At 64.8% G+C, this 18,044-nt stretch carries 16 protein-coding genes; 11 read left to right on the plus strand and 5 right to left on the minus strand.

The window, feature by feature from the left end; genetic code table 11:
• Positions 1 to 35 precede the first annotated feature (35 nt).
• The 3 genes from ribD to CBW24_RS07545 form a co-directional block, all read right to left on the minus strand.
• Positions 36 to 1,205 carry a bifunctional diaminohydroxyphosphoribosylaminopyrimidine deaminase/5-amino-6-(5-phosphoribosylamino)uracil reductase RibD gene (gene ribD / locus CBW24_RS07535; protein ID WP_269779736.1) on the minus strand — a complete coding sequence of 390 codons (1,170 nt, stop codon included), beginning with the start codon at positions 1,203 to 1,205 and terminating at the stop codon, positions 36 to 38.
• Between the two features lies 1 nt (position 1,206).
• Positions 1,207 to 1,674, minus strand: coding sequence for a transcriptional regulator NrdR (nrdR, locus tag CBW24_RS07540; RefSeq protein WP_088663968.1), 468 nt, complete (start codon positions 1,672 to 1,674; stop codon positions 1,207 to 1,209).
• Positions 1,675 to 1,812: 138 nt separating this feature from the next.
• Positions 1,813 to 2,226, minus strand: coding sequence for a secondary thiamine-phosphate synthase enzyme YjbQ (locus CBW24_RS07545; protein ID WP_088664085.1), 414 nt, complete (start codon positions 2,224 to 2,226; stop codon positions 1,813 to 1,815).
• A gap of 455 nt (positions 2,227 to 2,681) precedes the next feature.
• On the opposite strand from CBW24_RS07545, the gene CBW24_RS07550 reads away from it, so the two are divergent.
• Positions 2,682 to 4,244: a helicase HerA-like domain-containing protein gene (locus tag CBW24_RS07550; RefSeq protein ID WP_097373183.1), complete on the plus strand. Its 1,563-nt coding sequence runs from the start codon at positions 2,682 to 2,684 to the stop codon at positions 4,242 to 4,244.
• Between the two features lie 61 nt (positions 4,245 to 4,305).
• Here the strand turns inward: CBW24_RS07550 and CBW24_RS07555 are convergent, their stop codons facing one another.
• Positions 4,306 to 5,598: an HlyC/CorC family transporter gene (locus CBW24_RS07555; protein WP_088663970.1), complete on the minus strand. Its 1,293-nt coding sequence runs from the start codon at positions 5,596 to 5,598 to the stop codon at positions 4,306 to 4,308.
• A 369-nt stretch (positions 5,599 to 5,967) separates the two neighbouring features.
• On the opposite strand from CBW24_RS07555, the gene CBW24_RS07560 reads away from it, so the two are divergent.
• The 4 genes from CBW24_RS07560 (at position 5,968) to CBW24_RS07575 (ending at position 10,257) form a co-directional block, all read left to right on the plus strand.
• Positions 5,968 to 6,738 carry a cytochrome c biogenesis CcdA family protein gene (locus tag CBW24_RS07560; RefSeq protein WP_088663971.1) on the plus strand — a complete coding sequence of 257 codons (771 nt, stop codon included), beginning with the start codon at positions 5,968 to 5,970 and terminating at the stop codon, positions 6,736 to 6,738.
• 211 nt (positions 6,739 to 6,949) lie between these two features.
• Positions 6,950 to 8,932 carry a heme lyase CcmF/NrfE family subunit gene (locus CBW24_RS07565; RefSeq protein WP_097373184.1) on the plus strand — a complete coding sequence of 661 codons (1,983 nt, stop codon included), beginning with the start codon at positions 6,950 to 6,952 and terminating at the stop codon, positions 8,930 to 8,932.
• Between the two features lie 41 nt (positions 8,933 to 8,973).
• Entirely contained in the window at positions 8,974 to 9,414 is a 441-nt protein-coding gene (locus tag CBW24_RS07570) for a cytochrome c-type biogenesis protein (protein ID WP_374708998.1), read from the plus strand.
• A gap of 66 nt (positions 9,415 to 9,480) precedes the next feature.
• On the plus strand, positions 9,481 to 10,257 hold the full coding sequence (locus CBW24_RS07575; RefSeq protein ID WP_088663974.1) for an enoyl-CoA hydratase-related protein: 777 nt from the start codon (positions 9,481 to 9,483) through the stop codon (positions 10,255 to 10,257).
• 45 nt (positions 10,258 to 10,302) lie between these two features.
• Here CBW24_RS07575 and CBW24_RS07580 read toward each other — a convergent pair whose 3' ends face one another.
• On the minus strand, positions 10,303 to 10,917 hold the full coding sequence (locus tag CBW24_RS07580; RefSeq protein WP_088663975.1) for a TetR family transcriptional regulator C-terminal domain-containing protein: 615 nt from the start codon (positions 10,915 to 10,917) through the stop codon (positions 10,303 to 10,305).
• Between the two features lie 293 nt (positions 10,918 to 11,210).
• Here CBW24_RS07580 and CBW24_RS07585 point away from each other — a divergent pair, with 293 nt between their 5' ends.
• The 6 genes from CBW24_RS07585 (at position 11,211) to CBW24_RS07610 (ending at position 18,036) form a co-directional block, all read left to right on the plus strand.
• A complete protein-coding gene (locus CBW24_RS07585) occupies positions 11,211 to 12,545 on the plus strand; it encodes an omega-aminotransferase AptA (protein WP_088663976.1) in 1,335 nt (444 codons plus the stop codon).
• A 40-nt stretch (positions 12,546 to 12,585) separates the two neighbouring features.
• Complete coding sequence (locus CBW24_RS07590) at positions 12,586 to 13,836, plus strand: Zn-dependent hydrolase (protein WP_097373186.1); 1,251 nt, start codon at positions 12,586 to 12,588, stop codon at positions 13,834 to 13,836.
• A gap of 171 nt (positions 13,837 to 14,007) precedes the next feature.
• Positions 14,008 to 15,462, plus strand: coding sequence for a dihydropyrimidinase (hydA, locus tag CBW24_RS07595; protein WP_097373187.1), 1,455 nt, complete (start codon positions 14,008 to 14,010; stop codon positions 15,460 to 15,462).
• 83 nt (positions 15,463 to 15,545) lie between these two features.
• Complete coding sequence (locus tag CBW24_RS07600) at positions 15,546 to 16,334, plus strand: ABC transporter ATP-binding protein (protein WP_097373188.1); 789 nt, start codon at positions 15,546 to 15,548, stop codon at positions 16,332 to 16,334.
• The gene (locus CBW24_RS07605) at positions 16,334 to 17,197 is read left to right on the plus strand and encodes an ABC transporter permease (RefSeq protein ID WP_097374163.1); all 864 of its coding nucleotides are present in this window, start codon (positions 16,334 to 16,336) and stop codon (positions 17,195 to 17,197) included. The genes CBW24_RS07600 and CBW24_RS07605 overlap by 1 nt, the downstream gene beginning before the upstream one ends.
• Entirely contained in the window at positions 17,194 to 18,036 is an 843-nt protein-coding gene (locus tag CBW24_RS07610; protein WP_097373189.1) for an ABC transporter permease, read from the plus strand. Before CBW24_RS07605 ends, CBW24_RS07610 begins: the two co-directional genes overlap by 4 nt.
• Positions 18,037 to 18,044: the final 8 nt, after the last annotated feature.

An 18,044-nucleotide genomic window follows, 5' to 3' on the forward strand; every position in this document is an offset into this window, starting at 1 on the left:
GCCGGTGGTCGCTGACATCAGGGCCTGTGCAACCCTTAGACCTCGTCGCGCAGGTCTTTCTCCCACAGGCTCAATACATCGCCTCCCAATTGCTCCACGCGGCTCAGGCGCAGGCGCGGGGCTTCCGACAATGCGCCCAGACCCATCGCGCCGAGCGCGGGCCACCCTTCGGCGCCCAGTGCCACACCCGCTCCGAACATCGCCAGCCGGTCAACCACATCCGCCAGCAAAAGCGAAGCTGCAAGCGCGCCGCCGCCTTCGCAAAACACGCGGGTCAGCCCTGCGGCCCCAAGCGTTTCGAGCAGACCGGCAGGGTCGATCTGACGATCCGGTCCCACGGGACAGGCCAGCAACCGCGCCCCCAGCCCCTGCCATGCGGCGATGAGATCACGGTCAGCGTCCGGGCCGTGACAGAGCCAGACTGGCACATCCCGCGCGGTGCGGGCCAGTTGCCCCTCCAGCGGCAGGTCCAGCCGCCGGGACACCACCACGCGCACGGGCTGCCAGCTGATGCCCAGCCCGCGCACCGTCAAGCCGGGGTCATCCGCCCGTGCGGTCCCGGCGCCGACCATCACCGCGTCATGGCTGGCGCGCATCGCATGCACCCGGCGCCGCGCCTCGGGCCCGGTGATCCATTGGCTTTCGCCGGAGGCGGTCGCGATGCGCCCGTCGAGCGAGGTGGCAAGCTTCAGCGTCAGCATGGGCCGCCCGCGTGTGATGCGACTGAGAAACCCCAGCTGCATCGCGCGGACCCGGTCCTCCAGCACGCCGGTCACCACATCGACGCCGGCGGCGCGCAGCATGGCATGTCCTTCCCCGGCGACGCGGGGATCGGGATCCTCCAGCGCCGTGACGACGCGGGCAATACCGGCTTCGATCAGTGTGCGGGCGCAGGGCGGGGTTTGGCCGGTATGGGCGCAAGGCTCCAGCGTGACATAGGCGGTGCCCCCGCGCGCGGCGGTGCCCGCCTGCGCCAGCGCTTGCGGCTCCGCATGGGGCCTGCCGCCCGGGGCGGTCCAGCCTCGCCCGGCGACCCGGCCCTGAGCATCAACGATGATGCAGCCGACAGCGGGATTGGGCCAAACCCGTCCCAATCCGCGCGCGCCAAGGGTCAGCGCGGCAGCCATGTGACGCTGATCGGTTTCTGCGGTGGCACGGCCCGGCGCGGGGCCGTGACCCGGCCCTGTCCCGGCGCGCTGGGTCACCTCACTGCTCCGGCGTGACCGGCGGACGCAGCTCCGAGACGAATTTGTCGAAATCATCGGCGGAGTGGAAGTTTTTGTAAACGCTGGCGAAACGCACATATGCCACGGTGTCGATGCGGGCCAGAGCCTCCATCACGATCTCACCGATGACCTTGGACGGGATGTCGGTGTCGCCCATGCTTTCCAGCCGCCGCACGATGCCGGAAATCATCTGGTCGACGCGTTCGCGCTCCACGGGGCGTTTCTGCAATGCGATGCGGATCGAGCGTTCCAGTTTATCGCGGTCGAAATCTTCGCGCCGGCCATTGGTCTTGATGACCACCAGATCGCGCAGCTGCACCCGTTCATAGGTGGTGAACCGACCGCCGCAGGACGGACAGAACCGCCGCCTGCGAATGGCGACGTGATCTTCCGCAGGGCGGGAATCCTTCACCTGCGTATCGACATTACCGCAAAACGGGCAGCGCATCCCCGGACCCCTTCAACTGTCTACTTGGGGTCGCCCCCAATCTATCCACAGGCACTATAGGCCAGCCTCTAGGGTTTGGGTAGACCGGAATTGCCGCTACTCCATATGGAGTTAGCATCTGCGGCATAAATCGGGGGCTCAGGCGAAATGCGCCGCGATCTCGCGCCGCTGCGGACGCAGGCGGTGTTCCATGACATAGATGCCCTGCCACGTCCCCAGCCGCATCCGCCCCTGCGCGACAGGGATTTGCAGGCTCACGGGCAACAGCGCGGCCTTGATATGGGCGGGCATGTCGTCGGGGCCTTCATAGGTATGGGTGAGGTATCGCATGGAGGCATCGGAGGAGGGCGGCACCAGCCGATCAAAATAGGCCAGCAGATCGGTCTGCACCTCCGGGTCGGCGTTTTCCTGAATGACGAGCGAGGCCGAGGTGTGCCGGATCATCAATGTCAGCAAACCGTCCGAGCCAACGCTCTGCACCCACCGCGCCACCTGCGCGGTGAATTCATAGAGCGCGGGGCCCTGCGTTTCGATCTGAAAACTTGTCTGCATGGTCGTGACCATAGCGGGAATGCGGGCACCCGCAATCGCCGCGATGCGTGTTGCGGCAAGAAACCTTAACGCAGCGGCAAGGCCCCGACGCAGAGCAGAAGCGTGCCCCCATGAAAAAAGGGCCCCGAAGGACCCCTTTTTGCATTTTTTTATACGCTCCCTGTCGGACGGGCCGACTTATGTGGGGGACGCTAGGACGAATGGCGGAAACGGTCAACAGGGAAAATTTGCAAGGGATTCGCGGGAATTTGATGCGGCATGTGGCAGGGCGCTCCCCCGGCCTGCATCCTGTGGGCCCTAAAAAGGACCGCGCCCGGTGAGGGGCGCGGTCAGGTCAACAGGAGGGATATCCGCCCCACCACCGGCGCGGGCCGGCAGGGAGACTGAAAACCACTCTGGCCTCAAAAGGTTAAGCTTGTATTGTCATTACGGACACAGAGCGGACGAGGGCAGTCATGGATCGGATTTTCGTTGGAGGCGGCGGCCCCGGCTATGCGGAGCCGCAGGTATTGCTGCTCAACTATGCCAACCGCCACGGGCTGATTGCCGGGGCGACCGGCACGGGCAAGACCGTGACGCTCCAGATCCTCGCTGAAAGCCTGTCGGCGGCCGGGGTGCCGGTGGTGTTGTCGGATGTGAAGGGGGATCTGTCGGGGCTGGGCGAGGCGGGCAGCCCGGAGTTCAAGCTGCATGACGCCTTCATGGCCCGCGCCGAGACGATCGGTTTTGCCGAAACCTACCGATACGAGGCGTTTCCGGTCACGTTCTGGGATCTTTTCGGCGAGCAGGGCCACCCGGTGCGCACCACCGTGGCGGAGATGGGGCCCTTGCTGCTCTCGCGCCTGCTGGAACTGACCGAAGCGCAGGAAGGCGTGATGAACATCGCCTTCCGCACCGCCGATGAACAGGGGCTTGCCCTGCTGGATCTCAAGGATCTTCAGGCGCTGCTGGTCTGGCTGGGGGAAAATTCCCGCGATCTGAGCCTGCGCTATGGCAATGTGTCGACCGCCTCCATCGGCGCGATCCAACGGCGGCTTCTGGTGCTCGAAGGGCAGGGCGCGGCGCATTTCTTTGGCGAACCGGCGCTGGAGCTTGATGATCTGTTCCTGAAAGATGCCACAGGGCGCGGGCGTATCAACATCATCGCCGCCGACCGGCTGATGGGCGCGCCGCGGCTTTACGCGACCTTTCTGCTCTGGCTGCTGTCGGAATTGTTCGAGACCCTGCCAGAGGTGGGCGATCCCGAGAAGCCAAAGCTCGTCTTCTTCTTTGACGAGGCGCATCTGCTTTTCGAGGACGCGCCCAAGCCGCTGGTGGAGAAGGTCGAGCAAGTGGCGCGGCTGATCCGGTCGAAGGGCGTCGGTGTCTATTTTATCACCCAGAACCCCGCCGACGTGCCCGAAGACATTCTGGGGCAGTTGGGCAACCGGGTGCAGCACGCGCTGCGCGCTTTCACCGGGCGGGACCGCAGGGAATTGAAGCAAGCGGCAGAAACCTATCGCGACAACCCGCGCTTTTCGACGGAGGATGCGATCCGCGAGGTCGGCACTGGCGAGGCGGTGACTTCGTTTCTGATGCGCAAAGGTGCGCCGGGAATCGTGGAGCGCACACTGATCCGCCCGCCATCCTCCCGGTTGGGTCCGGCGCAGGACCGTGCCGCGTTGCGTGCGGCCTCACCGCTTGGGGGAAAATACGACACCGCTTTGGACCGCGAAAGCGCCTATGAAATCCTGAAAGCCCGGGCCGAGGCCGCCGCCGAGGAGGCCGCGATGGACGTGGAGGCAGAGACCGATGGCGACGACGCCCCCCGCCCGCGCGCAGGCCGCCGCTATGGCGGCACGCACAGCAGGGGCGGAAGCTCATCGGCGGGCAATCAGGCCAGCACGCCCCGCAAGCGCAGCTCCCGCTCAGACAGCGTCGGCGAAGCCTTTGCCAAAAGCTTCGCCCGCCAACTCGGCACCCAAGCGGGGCGGAGGGTCGTGCGCGGCATCCTAGGCGGGCTGTTCAAGGGACGTTAGGGTCCTTGCCGGGCTAATCGATAGCGACGCGCGGGCGGCAGCAGACCCGCGCGGCGCTATCCTAGCCCAACGGGCGGATGCGCAGACGGGTCAGACGATTGTCCTTGCGGGTCATGACCTCGAACCGGAAATCGTGGAACGAGAAAACCTGCCCCTGCGTCGGGATCGTCTGAGCCTCGTGAATGACCAGACCGGCCACCGTGTTGGCCTCGTCATCGGGCAGCGACCAGTCGCAGGCGCGGTTGAGGTCACGGATCGTCATGGCGCCGTCGACGATATAATCGCCGGTTTCGGTGCGGCGGACGGGGTTGTCCTCATCCAGATCGAATTCGTCAGTGATCTCGCCCACGATCTCTTCGAGGATGTCCTCCAGCGTGATTAACCCCTGCAACGAGCCGTATTCATCCACCACCAAAGCGAAATGCGTGTGGCGGCGCAGAAATTCGCGCATTTGATCGTCAAGCGTCGTCGTTTCGGGGACGAAATAGGGCTTCATCGCCACATCGGTGACGGCAAAGGCCTTTAGCCCTTCGGCAGAGGCATCCGGCCCCCGCACCAGCCGATCCATCGCGCGCAGCAAATCCTTTGCATGGATGACGCCCACGATGTTTTCGGGATCGTCCCGGTAGACCGGCAGGCGGGTATGCGGGCTTTCGAGCGCTTGGCTCAGAATTTGCTCTGGCGCCGCGTCAGCATCAATCATTTCGATCTTGGAGCGGTGGAGCATGATTTCTTCCACCGTGCGTTCGCCCAGATCGAGCGCGCCGAGCAACCGGTCACGATCCTCTTTTTGAACCACGCCTTCCGAATGGCCGAGCGCCAGCGCACCGGCGATCTCCTCGCGCACCGACAGAACCGATGCGTCTGGGTCGGTCTTTACCCCGAACAGTGCCAGCACGCCGCGCACCACGGCCCGCACCGTCGACACCACGGGGGTAAAGATGATGACGACCACACGGATCACCGGCGCGACAAGGCTTGCCGCCGCTTCGGAATTGGTAATGGCATAGGTCTTGGGCAGCACCTCGGCAAAGATCAGCACCAGAAGCGTCATCACCAGCGTCGCCATCGCGACGCCGCTTTCCCCGAACAGCCGGGTGAACATGGCGGTGGCCAGCGAAGTCGCAAGGATGTTGACGAGGTTATTGCCCAGAAGGACCGCGCCGATCAGACGTTCGCTGTCCTCGGTCACCTTGAGCGCCGTGCCTGCGCCGCTGTCGCCCTTATCGGCGCGGCTGCGGAGCTTCCCTCGGGAGGCGGCGGTTAGTGCGGTCTCGGACCCCGAGAAGAAGGCGGAAAGCACCAGCAGCAGCAGGATGGCGGCGGCGGTGAGCCAGAAGGCGGTATCAAGCATGGATCCGTTTCAACAGGTGACGCGGCCGGGCCGCAGGACTGTTCCGGTTATGGGGTGCGCGTGGCGCGGGTTCAACCACGCAGCGCGCTGGACCGGCGGAAACTGCGCCGCGCGGGTGTCCGCAGGCTCTACTAGCAAGCCGCGTCGGGAGGATGCGGATGAAAACACGCCATTAGGTCTGTCTATGGGCCTTCATCCCGCGATCCGATTGCAAGGCTCTGTCAGCCAACCGCCCGCCGTCCTCGGCGGGTCGCGCAATCCGATGTGAACCCGATCTACGAGAATGTGACATCCGGTCCCGGTCCCGCCCCCGTGACCCGAGACGCGCAAGCCGCTAAGGGGGGAGCAGACCAGCCACGCGGAGAGCCCATGTTCGGTTTCGAGATCATTGACGCAGCCCTCATGCCGGCCATCGGTATCGCGCTTCTTGCTGGGATCATCAGCTTTCTCAGCCCCTGCGTCCTGCCGATCGTGCCGCCCTATCTGGCCTATATGGGTGGCGTGTCGATGGCGCAGATGGAAGGCAGCGACACGGCCACGGGCGCAGGCCATGCGCGGGGTAAGGTGCTGTTGGCGGCGCTGTTTTTCGTCTTGGGTCTGTCGACCGTATTCTTGCTGCTGGGGTTCACGGCCTCGGCTTTTGGGACGTTTTTCCTGCGCAACCAGACCTTGTTCAATGCGCTGGCAGGCGTGATGGTGATGCTGTTCGGGGTGCATTTCCTTGGCATCGTGCGTCTGCCGTTTCTGGAACGCGAAGCGCGGCTGGACGCGGGCGACCGGGGCGGTTCGGCCTTTGGCGCCTATGTTCTGGGGCTTGCCTTCGCGTTTGGCTGGACGCCGTGCATCGGTCCGCAGCTGGGCGCGATCCTGTCGCTTGCCGCGTCCGAGGCCGATCTGGCGCGCGGCACGCTGCTGCTTGGCATCTATGCGGCGGGTCTCGGCATTCCGTTCCTGCTCGTCGCGGCATTCTTCCCGTCGATGGGCGGGGTGATGGCATGGATGAAGCGTCATATGGCGCGGATCGAACGGATCATGGGGCTGTTGCTGTGGACCATCGGGCTTTTGATGCTGACGGGCGGGTTCTCGCGCTTCTCCTACTGGCTGCTTGAAACCTTCCCCGCGCTGGCGGTGCTTGGCTAACGCGCCTGGCGCCGCGTTCCGACCCTGCCGATCCGGGCCGCCCTCGGCCCCGGTGGTCGGCGCATATGTCCTGTATCTGTTGGCTTGGGAGGCGGGCGCCTGAAAATATGCAAACCTTCCAGCCCGGCACCCCCAAAAAACCCGTTCACGGAGCCGCGACATCGGCGCGCAGCCAATTGGCGGCGCCGAAAAGCCGCTGTAATGTCGCGCCATGTTTATCGAGCTTGGCCACTTCGCCCTGATCCTCGCCGCCGTCGTCGCGGTTGTGCAAACCGTAGTTCCGATGGTGGGCGCGCATAAGCGCTGGCCCGGCTGGATGGCCGTGGGGGAGCCTGCGGCGACCGCGCAGCTGCTGCTGGTGGCGTTTTCCTTTGCGGCGCTGACCTATGCCTTTGTGACGTCGGATTTTTCGCTGCAATTGGTGGTGGCCAACAGCCACACCGATAAGCCGATGCTTTACAAGATCTCCGGCGTTTGGGGCAATCACGAGGGCTCGCTGCTGCTTTGGGTGCTGATCCTTGCGCTGTTCGGGGTCTGTGCGGCGTGGTTTGGCGGCAACCTGCGCCCCGATTTCCGGGCGCGGGTGCTCTCGGTGCAGGCGTCGGTGTCCGTCGCGTTCTACGCTTTTATCCTGTTCACCTCGAACCCGTTCCTGCGGATGGAACTGCCGCCCATGAACGGGCAGGATCTGAACCCGCTGTTGCAGGATCCCGGGCTCGCCTTCCATCCGCCGTTTCTCTACCTCGGCTATGTGGGGCTGTCGGTCAGCTTCTCCTTCGCGGTGGCCGCGCTGATCGAAGGACGTGTCGATGCCGCGTGGGGCCGCTGGGTGCGGCCTTGGACGCTGGCGGCATGGGTGTTTTTGACCATCGGTATCGCGCTGGGGTCATGGTGGGCCTACTATGAACTTGGCTGGGGCGGCTTCTGGTTCTGGGATCCGGTCGAAAACGCCTCCTTCATGCCGTGGCTCATCGCTGCTGCGCTGCTTCATTCGGCAATCGTGGTCGAGAAGCGCGAGTCGCTGAAAAGCTGGACGATCCTGCTGGCGATCCTTGCCTTCGGCTTCTCGCTGATCGGCACCTTTATCGTGCGCTCGGGCGTGCTGACCTCCGTCCATGCCTTCGCCAACGATCCCGAACGCGGCGTGTTCATCCTGCTGATCCTTGCGGTGTTCCTTGGCGGCGCGCTGACGCTTTACGCCGCGCGGGCCGGGGTGATGGAGGCGCGCGGCGTCTTTGGCATGGTCAGCCGGGAAAGCGCGCTGGTGCTCAACAATATCCTGCTGGCGGTGGCCTGTTTCGTGGTGTTTGTCGGCACTGTCTGGCCGCTGGTCGCCGAAATGCTCTGGGATCGGAAACTGTCGGTCGGGGCGCCGTTCTTCAATGCCGCCTTCACGCCGTTCATCGTGGTGTTGGCTCTGGTCCTGCCGCTGGGCGCGATGATGCCGTGGAAACGGGCAAAGCTGCGCCGCACCGCGCGTAGCCTGTTGCCCGCCGCGCTGTTGGCCGTGGCTCTGGGTGCGTTGGCTTGGGCGATGCAGAGCGGCCGTTCGGCGCTCGCCCCCATCGGGCTGGCCTTGGCGGTCTGGATCATGGCGGGCTCGGCGCTGGATCTGTGGACACGCGGCGGGCGCGGCCCCATCGGTAGTCGTCTGCGGCGCATCCTACGTCTGCCCGGCAGCGATTGGGGTAAAGCGGTGGCTCATGGCGGGCTGGGGATCACCATTTTCGGCATCTGCGCCATGCTGGCGTGGCAGACCGAGGATATTCGCGTGGCGCAGATCGACACGCCGTTCGAGGTCGCGGGGTATGAGATCACCATGACCGACGTTTCGCGCGTGACGGGACCGAACTATTTCTCGACGATGGCCGAGATGGAAGTGCGGCGCGGCGATAAACTCGTCGCGACGCTTTACCCTGAAAAGCGCACCTATCCGGTGGCGCGCATGCCCACGACCGAGGCCGCGATCGACAATGGCCTGTTCCGCGACATCTACCTTGTCATCGGCGATCCGCAGGATCAGGGCGGCTGGGCCGTGCGGTCATATGTCAAACCTTTCGCCAACTGGATCTGGCTGGGCTTTATCGTGATGGCCGTGGGCGGGTTCATGTCGCTGAGCGACCGCCGTTACCGCGTCGCCGCGGGCGCGCGCAAACAGCGCGTGAGCGCGCCTGCACAGGTGCCCGCGGAATGAGCCTGCATCTGCCCCGTGCCCTGCGGTGGGTCGCCGTGTTGATGATGCTGGCGCTCACCGGACCTTTGGCGACGCCTGCCGGTGCGGTTGTCCCGTCCGAAGTGCTTGACGATCCGGCGCTGGAGGCCCGCGCCCGCGAGATCAGCCAAGGCCTGCGCTGCCTTGTGTGTCGCAACGAGAATATCGACGAATCCAACGCCGATCTTGCCGCCGATCTGCGCATCTTGGTGCGTGAACGGTTGCTGGCGGGCGATACCGATACCGAGGTCGTGGATTTTGTCGTCGACCGCTATGGCGAATATGTCCTGCTGCGCCCGACGACCCAAGGCGCGAACCTGCTGTTATGGGTGGCGGGGCCGCTCATGCTGCTGCTGGCGCTGGTCATGGCCGGGTTTTACCTGTGGCGCCGCCGTGCCGCGCCCGAACCCGCAGCCCTGTCCGAGGCCGAAACAGCCCGGTTGCGGGAATTGCTGGGCGAATGACGCGGTGTTCCGCTTCCCCCGCGTCGCGCGCCGATTATGCTGGCCGCGACTGAGGAGGACGTGCCCATGAATTACGAAACCATCCGCTGCGCGGTGCGCGAAGACATCTGCATCATCACCCTGAACCGGCCGCAGGTGATGAACGCGCTGAACGCACAGATGCGGGCCGAACTTCTTCATGCGATCCGCACGGATGCGACCCGCGCGCGGGTGATGGTGCTGACCGGATCGGGGCGGGCGTTCTGTTCGGGGCAGGATCTGGGCGATGGCGGCAATGCCGCGAATATCGATCTGGAGCGCACGCTGCGCGATGAATACGAGCCGCTGCTGCGCGCGATCACCGATTGCCCGATCCCGACCATCGCCGCCGTCAATGGCGCTGCGGCGGGGGCAGGGGCGTCGCTGGCGCTGGCGGCGGATGTGGTGATTGGCGCGGAGAGCGCCAGCTTCACGCAGGCCTTCACCCGCATCGGCCTGATCCCCGACGCAGGCGGCAGCTACTGGCTCCCCCGAATGATTGGCGCCCCGCGGGCGATGGGGGCGATGCTTTTCGCCGAGAAAATCACCGCCGCGCAGGCCGCAGACTGGGGTATGATCTGGGAAGCCGTGGCCGATGACGGGTTTGCCGATCATTGGTGGGGCCGGGCAAAGCATCTGGCGCAGGGGCCGACCGCCGCCTATGCCGGTGTGAAACAGGTGCTGCGCGAAAGCTGGCAGAACCCGCTAGATCGGCAACTGGACCTTGAGGCGCAGGTGCAGGGCCGCTGTGGCAAGACCCGTGACTTTAAGGAGGGCGTCGTGGCTTTCCTCGAAAAGCGCCCCGCGAAATTCGAAGGCCGCTGATCCCGGCATGTCCGAGTGCGGTGACACACCCGCCGGGGGCGGCGCTTAGGGCGTTACGCTCAGCATCTTGCGAAACAGGGTGTCGAGATAGCGCTCCGCCTCCGGGAACGGGTCCGTGCCCTCGTCGCCCAGAACCGTGCGCACCTGAACGTCGAAATCGGCGTAATGCTGGGTCAGCGCCCAGATCGAAAACATCAGGTGCTGCGGGTGCACGGGCGCGATGCGCCCGGCCTTGACCCAGCCCGCGATCACGGCGGCCTTCTCATCGACCAACGGTTTCAATTCCTCGCCGAGCGTGCCGGACAAGCGTGGCGCGCCTTGCAGGATTTCATTGGCAAACAGGCGGCTTTCGCGTGGCATCGTGCGGCTCATGTCCAGCTTGCGATGCACATAAAGCAGGATCTCTTCGACCGGATCGCCCTCCGGATCGAGCGTCCGCAGCGGCGCCAGCCATACATCCATCAACCCCGCCAGCAGGGTGACGTGCACGGCTTCTTTAGTCGGGAAATAGTATAGCAGGTTGGGCTTTGACAAACCTGCCGCCTGCGCGATCTGGTCGACCGTCGCGCCCCGGAACCCATGTGCGGAAAACACGTCAAGCGCGGCTTCTAAAATGGTGTCGGTGTTGCGGCGTTGAATGCGGGTGCGCGGGCGTTTCATGCGCTGCCGGGCAGGGGACGCGCGGGGCCCGGAGGGCGGTGCAGGGCGGGGTCTGTCGGCCATGTGTCCTGCCTAGAAAACGATCATCTGTCCCGCAGTGCCGGGAATTGCGGCGTTTCCAAGCCGCCCGAACGGACGCGCTGCTTGACTGGCCCAACCCGATTGGTAGCGTGTTCCTGACCGTTTGGTCAAACACTGCTTGGGACCACAGCCCGAGCCCCGGCAGCGCCCACGGATCTCCGTGCTTCGCGCCCCGTGGCCCGCACTGTCCCGGCTCTCTACGGGAGAAGAACATGGCGCTCGACCGCCCCGGCACCGCCCCGCGCAACGATCTGTCGGCTTTCTGGATGCCGTTCACCGCCAATCGCCAGTTCAAGCAGGCGCCGCGGATGTTCGTGTCGGCCGACGGCATGTATTACAAAACGTCCGAAGGGCGCGAGGTGCTCGACGGCACTGCGGGGCTGTGGTGCTGCAACGCCGGCCACAACCGTCCGCGCATCGTCGAGGCGATCCGCCAGCAGGCGGGAGAATTGGATTATGCGCCCGCGTTTCAGATGGGCCACCCCAAGGCATTCGAATTGGCCAGCCGTCTGCGGGACATGGCGCCGGAGCCGTTCGAGCATGTGTTCTTCACGAACTCTGGCTCCGAAAGCGTTGAAACCGCGCTGAAAATCGCGCTGGCCTACCACCGGGCGCGGGGTGACGCCGGACGCACCCGTCTGATCGGACGGGAGCGGGGCTATCACGGGGTGAACTTCGGCGGGATCTCTGTGGGTGGGATCGTCAATAACCGCAAGGCCTTTGGCACCTTGCTGACGGGGGTCGATCATCTGCCCCATACCCATCTGCCGGAAGACCATGCCTTTACCCGCGGACAGCCCGATGCTGGTGCCTATCTCGCCGATGATCTGGAACGTATCGTGGCGCTCCATGGCGCCGAAACCATCGCCGCCGTGATCGTCGAGCCGATGGCAGGCTCCACCGGCGTGTTGATGCCGCCGAAGGGCTATCTGGAAAAGCTGCGCGAGATCACGACGAAACACGGCATTCTGCTGATCTTCGACGAGGTTATCACCGGGTTCGGGCGGCTAGGGTCAAGTTTCGCCGCCGCGCATTTTAACGTCATGCCGGACCTCATCACCTGTGCCAAGGGGCTGACCAACGGTGTGGTGCCGATGGGTGCTGTGCTGGCCACGGCGCAGATCCACGACGCGTTCATGACCGGGCCGGAGCACATGATCGAGCTGTTCCACGGCTACACCTATTCCGGCAATCCGCTGGCCTCTGCCGCCGGGATCGCGACCCTCGACACCTATGCCGAGGAAGGCCTGTTCGAACGCGCGGCGGAGCTGGCGCCCTATTGGGAAGAGGGGTTGCACAGCCTGCGCGACTGTCCGCATGTCATCGATATCCGCAATATGGGCCTGATCGGCGCGGTGGAGTTGGAGCCAATCGCAGGCGCGCCGACCAAGCGCGCGTTCCAAGCGTTCCTCGATGGCTATGAGAAGGGCATTCTGGTGCGGACCACCGGCGATATCATTGCCATGTCGCCACCGCTTATCATCGAGAAATCGCATATCGACCAGCTGTTCGGCACGCTGCGCGAGGTGCTTTGCGCGCTGGATTAGGATCTCGCCGCACATAACTGAAATAAAACAAGGAAAAGTAATGGCTGCGCCCGGTGAAAACCTCAGGATCAATCCCGAACGACTGTGGGACAGTCTGATGGAAATGGCGCGGATCGGGCCGGGCGTGGCGGGGGGCAACAACCGCCAGACCCTGACCGACGCCGATGCCGAGGGCCGCGCGCTGTTCCAGCGCTGGTGCGAAGAGGCCGGGATGACGATGGGTGTGGATCGCATGGGCACCATGTTCGCCACCCGTCCCGGCACCGATCCCGACGCGCTGCCGGTCTATATGGGCTCGCATCTGGATACGCAGCCCACAGGCGGAAAATACGATGGCGTGCTGGGAGTGCTGGGCGCGCTGGAGGCGGTGCGCACGATGAATGATCTGGGCGTCACCACGCGCCATCCGATCGTCGTCACCAACTGGGCGAACGAAGAAGGCACCCGGTTCGCGCCGGCGATGCTGGCCTCCGGCGTGTTCATCGGGGAGCATGACCTCGACTTCGCCTATGGGCGCGAGGACGCGGACGGCAAACGCTACGGCGATGAATTGCAGCGCATCGGCTGGGTCGGTGACGAAGAGGTCGGCGCGCGCAAGATGCACGCGATGTTCGAGCTGCATATCGAACAGGGCCCGATCCTTGAGGCCGAAAACCGGCAAATCGGAGTTGTGACCCACGGGCAAGGTCTGTGGTGGTTGCAGGTGACCCTGACGGGCAAGGAGGCGCATACCGGGTCAACCCCGATGGCGATGCGGGTCAATGCCGGGCTCGGCATGGCGCGCATCACCGAAGCGGTGCATGCCATCGCAATGGATCATCAGCCCGATGCCGTGGGCGCGGTGGGGCAGGCTAATGTCTATCCCAATTCGCGCAACGTGATTCCGGGCCGCGCGGTGTTTACCATCGATTTCCGCTCGCCCGATCTGGAGAAGCTGAACTCCATGCGCGCCCGGTTGGAGACGGAGGCCGCGCGCATCGCCGCCGATCTGGGGCTTGGGATCGAGATCGAGCCTGCGGGCCATTTCGATCCCGTCACCTTCGATCCGGCCTGTGTCGCAGCCGTGCGCGATGCCGCCGAACGGCTGGGCTACAGCCATATGGATATCGTATCAGGGGCCGGGCACGATGCCTGCTGGATCAACAAGGTCGCGCCGACGGCGATGATCATGTGCCCCTGCGTGGATGGGCTGAGCCACAACGAGGCTGAAGACATCACCCCGGAATGGGCTGCCGCGGGAACCGATGTGCTGCTGCATGCGGTGCTGGAGGCGGCGCAGGTGGTGGAATAGGCGCCACATCCCCGGCGGCGGCGCGCGGCGGCGCTGTCGATGCCTCCGGCGGGGATATTTGGGCCATGTTGAACCACGCGGCCCGCAAAGACCACGACGCGGCGCGACCGGACGCAGATCCGGCGCGCCACCGGGGCCTTACGTCCCGCTACGAACCAACAAGGGGGTGCCATGAGCACAGTCATCAAGAACGGAACCGTCGTCACCGCCGATCTGAGCTATTCTGCGGATGTGCTGGTGGAGGATGGTGTCATCACCGCCATCGGGCCCAACCTGACCGGCGACGAGGTGCTGGATGCGACCGGCTGCTATGTGATGCCCGGCGGGATCGATCCGCATACCCATCTGGAAATGCCCTTCATGGGCACATATTCGACCGATGACTTCGAATCTGGCACCCGCGCGGCGCTGTCGGGCGGCACGACGATGGTCGTCGACTTCGCGCTGCCCAGCCCGGGGCAGGGGCTGCTCGATGCGCTGCAGATGTGGGATAATAAATCGGGCCGCGCGGCCTGCGATTATTCCTACCACATGGCGGTGACGTGGTGGGACAAGCAGGTGTTCGATGAGATGGCCGTCGTGGTGCGCGAGCGCGGCATCAACACGTTCAAGCATTTCATGGCCTATAAGGGCGCGCTCATGGTCAATGACGATGAGCTTTACGCCAGTTTCCAGCGCTGTGCGGAACTGGGCGCGACGCCCTTGGTGCATGCCGAGAATGGCGATGTCGTCGCGGAATTGTCGGCCAAGCTGCTGGCGCAGGGAAATACCGGCCCCGAGGGGCACGCCTATAGCCGTCCCACGCAGGTCGAGGGCGAGGCCACGAACCGCGCCATCATGATCGCGGATATGGCGGGCGCGCCGCTTTATGTGGTGCACACCTCCTGTGAGGAGGCGCATGAGGCCATCCGCCGGGCCAAGATGCAGGGCAAACGGGTCTGGGGGGAGCCGCTGATTCAGCACCTGACGCTGGATGAAAGCGAGTATTTCAACGCCGATTGGGATCACGCAGCCCGCCGGGTGATGAGCCCGCCTTTCCGCAACAAGCAGCATCAGGATAGCCTGTGGGCCGGTCTGCAATCGGGCACGTTGTCTTGCGTTGCCACCGATCACTGTGCCTTTACCACCGAGCAGAAACGTTACGGCGTGGGCGATTTCACCAAGATCCCCAATGGCACCGGCGGGTTGGAGGATCGGTTGCCGATGCTGTGGACCTATGGGGTCGGCACCGGGCGGCTGACGCCCAATGAATTTGTCGCCGTGACCTCGACCAACATCGCCAAGATCTTGAACTGCTACCCGAAAAAGGGGGCGATCCTTGTGGGCTCCGACGCCGATATCGTGGTCTGGGATCCGGAGAAGTCGAAAACCATCCGGGCCGAAAATCAGGTCTCCGCGATCGACTATAACGTGTTCGAGGGCAAAGAGGTCAAAGGCCTGCCGCGTTATGTTCTGACGCGCGGGCAGGTGGCCGTCACCGATGGCGCGCTGACCGAAGAGCGGGGGCACGGCAGATTCGTCCCGCGCCCGCCCAACGGTGCGGTCAACACGGCGCTTTCGACATGGAAGGCCCTGACGGCGCCGCGCCCCGTGGAGCGCAGCGGCATTCCCGCCAGCGGCGTCTGACGCCCGCCTGCGCACGCGTCGCAGCCCGGCGCGCGGCTACCTTGTGGCCCGCGTCCCCAGCCAGTTTCGGAAAGACTATTTATATGCAGACACCAGTGATCGAGGCACGCGGGCTTGATCTGACCTTTCAGACCAATGACGGCCCGGTTCAGGCGCTGAGCAACATCGACCTGTCGATCGAACGGGGCGAGTTCGTGTCCTTCATCGGGCCGTCGGGCTGTGGCAAGACCACGTTTCTGCGTTGCGTCGCGGCGCTGGAGACCCCCACCGGCGGCAGCCTTACGGTCAACGGGTTAAGCCCGGAGGAAGCCCGGCAGGCGCGCTCCTACGGCTACGTGTTTCAGGCGGCCGGGCTCTATCCATGGCGCACCATCGCTGGCAATATCCGCCTGCCGCTGGAGATCATGGGCTTCCCGCGTGCCGAAATGGCGGAGCGGGTGGCGCGGGTGCTCGATCTGGTGGAACTGACCGGTTTCGGTCAGAAATTTCCGTGGCAGTTGTCGGGTGGCATGCAGCAGCGGGCCTCTATCGCGCGGGCGCTGGCCTTTGACGCCGATATCCTGCTGATGGATGAGCCGTTCGGCGCGCTGGATGAGATCGTGCGCGATCACCTGAATGAACAGCTGCTCGCGCTTTGGGCGCGGACCGGCAAGACCATTGGCTTTGTCACCCACTCGATCCCCGAGGCCGTCTATCTGTCCACCAAGATCGTGGTGATGAGCCCACGTCCGGGGCGGATCGCGGATGTCATCGACAGCCCGCTACCGCGCGAACGCCCGCTCGACATTCGGGACACGCCCGAATTCATCGCCGTGGCCCACCGCGTCCGTGAAGGGCTGCGTGCCGGGTTGCAGGGGGCGGATGCGGCATGATGCGCAGGTCCATTCCCGTTCTGACCATCGTCGCGCTGATCCTCGGGCTTTGGTATCTGGGCGCGTGGGGTATGAACCGGCAATGGGCGCTGGATCAGGCCGCACGGGCGGAGGTGACCCTGTCCGAGGCCGAGATTTTCGTCGATACGATGAGCCAGGACCGGCCCAAGCTGCCCGCCCCGCACCAAGTGGCGGTGGAGCTGTGGGATACGGTGGCGATGAAATCCCCGACCTCGCGCCGCAGCTTGCTGTTTCACGGGTGGATCACCCTGTCGGCGACGCTTGCGGGCTTTGCCATCGGCGCGGTGGCGGGGATGCTGCTGGCCGTCGGCATCGTCCATAATCGCGCGATGGATATGAGCGTCATGCCATGGGCGATTGCCAGCCAGACGATCCCCATCCTTGCCATCGCGCCCATGATTATCGTGGTGCTGAATTCGGTCGGGGTCTCAGGGCTTCTGCCGAAGGCTTTGATCTCGGCCTATCTGAGTTTCTTCCCGGTTGTCGTGGGCATGGTAAAGGGGCTGCGCGCGCCGGATGCCATGCAGCTTGACCTGCTCAGAACCTATAATGCCAGCGCGTCGCAAGGTTTCTGGAAGCTGCGTCTGCCGGCATCGCTGCCCTATCTTTTCGCATCGCTGAAGATCGCCATTGCGGCAAGCCTTGTCGGTGCCATCGTGGGTGAGCTGCCCACCGGTGCGGTCCGGGGCTTGGGCGCGCGTCTGCTGGCGGGCAGCTATTACGGCCAGACGGTGCAGATCTGGTCGGCACTGATCGGCGCGGCGGTTCTTGCCGGGCTGATGGTGGGCGCGATCGGGCTGATGGAACGGCAGGTGCTCAAGCGGATGGGGATGGCACGATGATCTGGGTGATCGGCGCAGTCGCGGTCTGGCTTGGCGCGTGGGCGCTCAACGTGTGGCTGGCGCGCGGGCCTGCAACCCGGGCGCGGGCGCTGCTGGTGCCTGCGCTGTTCGGGCTGTCGCTGCTGGTGCTGTGGGAAGGCATCGTGCGCGGCCTTGGCGTGCCGTCGGTGATCCTGCCCGCGCCGAGCGCGATCTTTGAGCGGATCATCGTCAGCCTGCCGATCCTGTGGGGGGATTTCGTGCAGACCTTCCTGAAAGGCGCGCTGTCGGGATATGTGCTGGGCGTTGCCGCGGGCATTGCTGTGGCGCTGATCGCCGATGCGTCGGATTTCCTGCGGCGCGGGGTCATGCCGGTGGGCAATTTCATGGCCGCCCTGCCGATCATCGGGATCGCGCCGATCATGGTGATGTGGTTCGGCTTTGACTGGGAAAGCAAGGCCGCGGTCGTGGTGGTGATGGTGTTTTTCCCGATCCTTGTGAACACGGTCGGCGGGCTGGCGGCGACCGACCGGATGCAGCGCGACCTGATGCGCACCTATGCCGCGGGCTATTTGCCGACCTTGCTGAAACTGCGCCTGCCCGCCGCGATGCCATTTATTTTTAACGGCTTGAAGATCGCCACCACGCTTGCGCTGATCGGGGCTATCGTGGCCGAGTTTTTCGGCTCGCCGGTGCGGGGCATGGGGTTCCGCATCTCGACCGAGGTGGGGCGGCTCGCGCTCGATATGGTCTGGGCCGAGATCGTCGTGGCGGCGTTGGCCGGGTCGGCCTTTTACGGCGCGATCGCGCTGATCGAGACACGGGTGACCTTCTGGCATCCGTCACAAAGACGCGGCTGAGCGGTTTG

Source organism: Pacificitalea manganoxidans (genome assembly GCF_002504165.1).
GTDB lineage: Bacteria > Pseudomonadota > Alphaproteobacteria > Rhodobacterales > Rhodobacteraceae > Pacificitalea > Pacificitalea manganoxidans.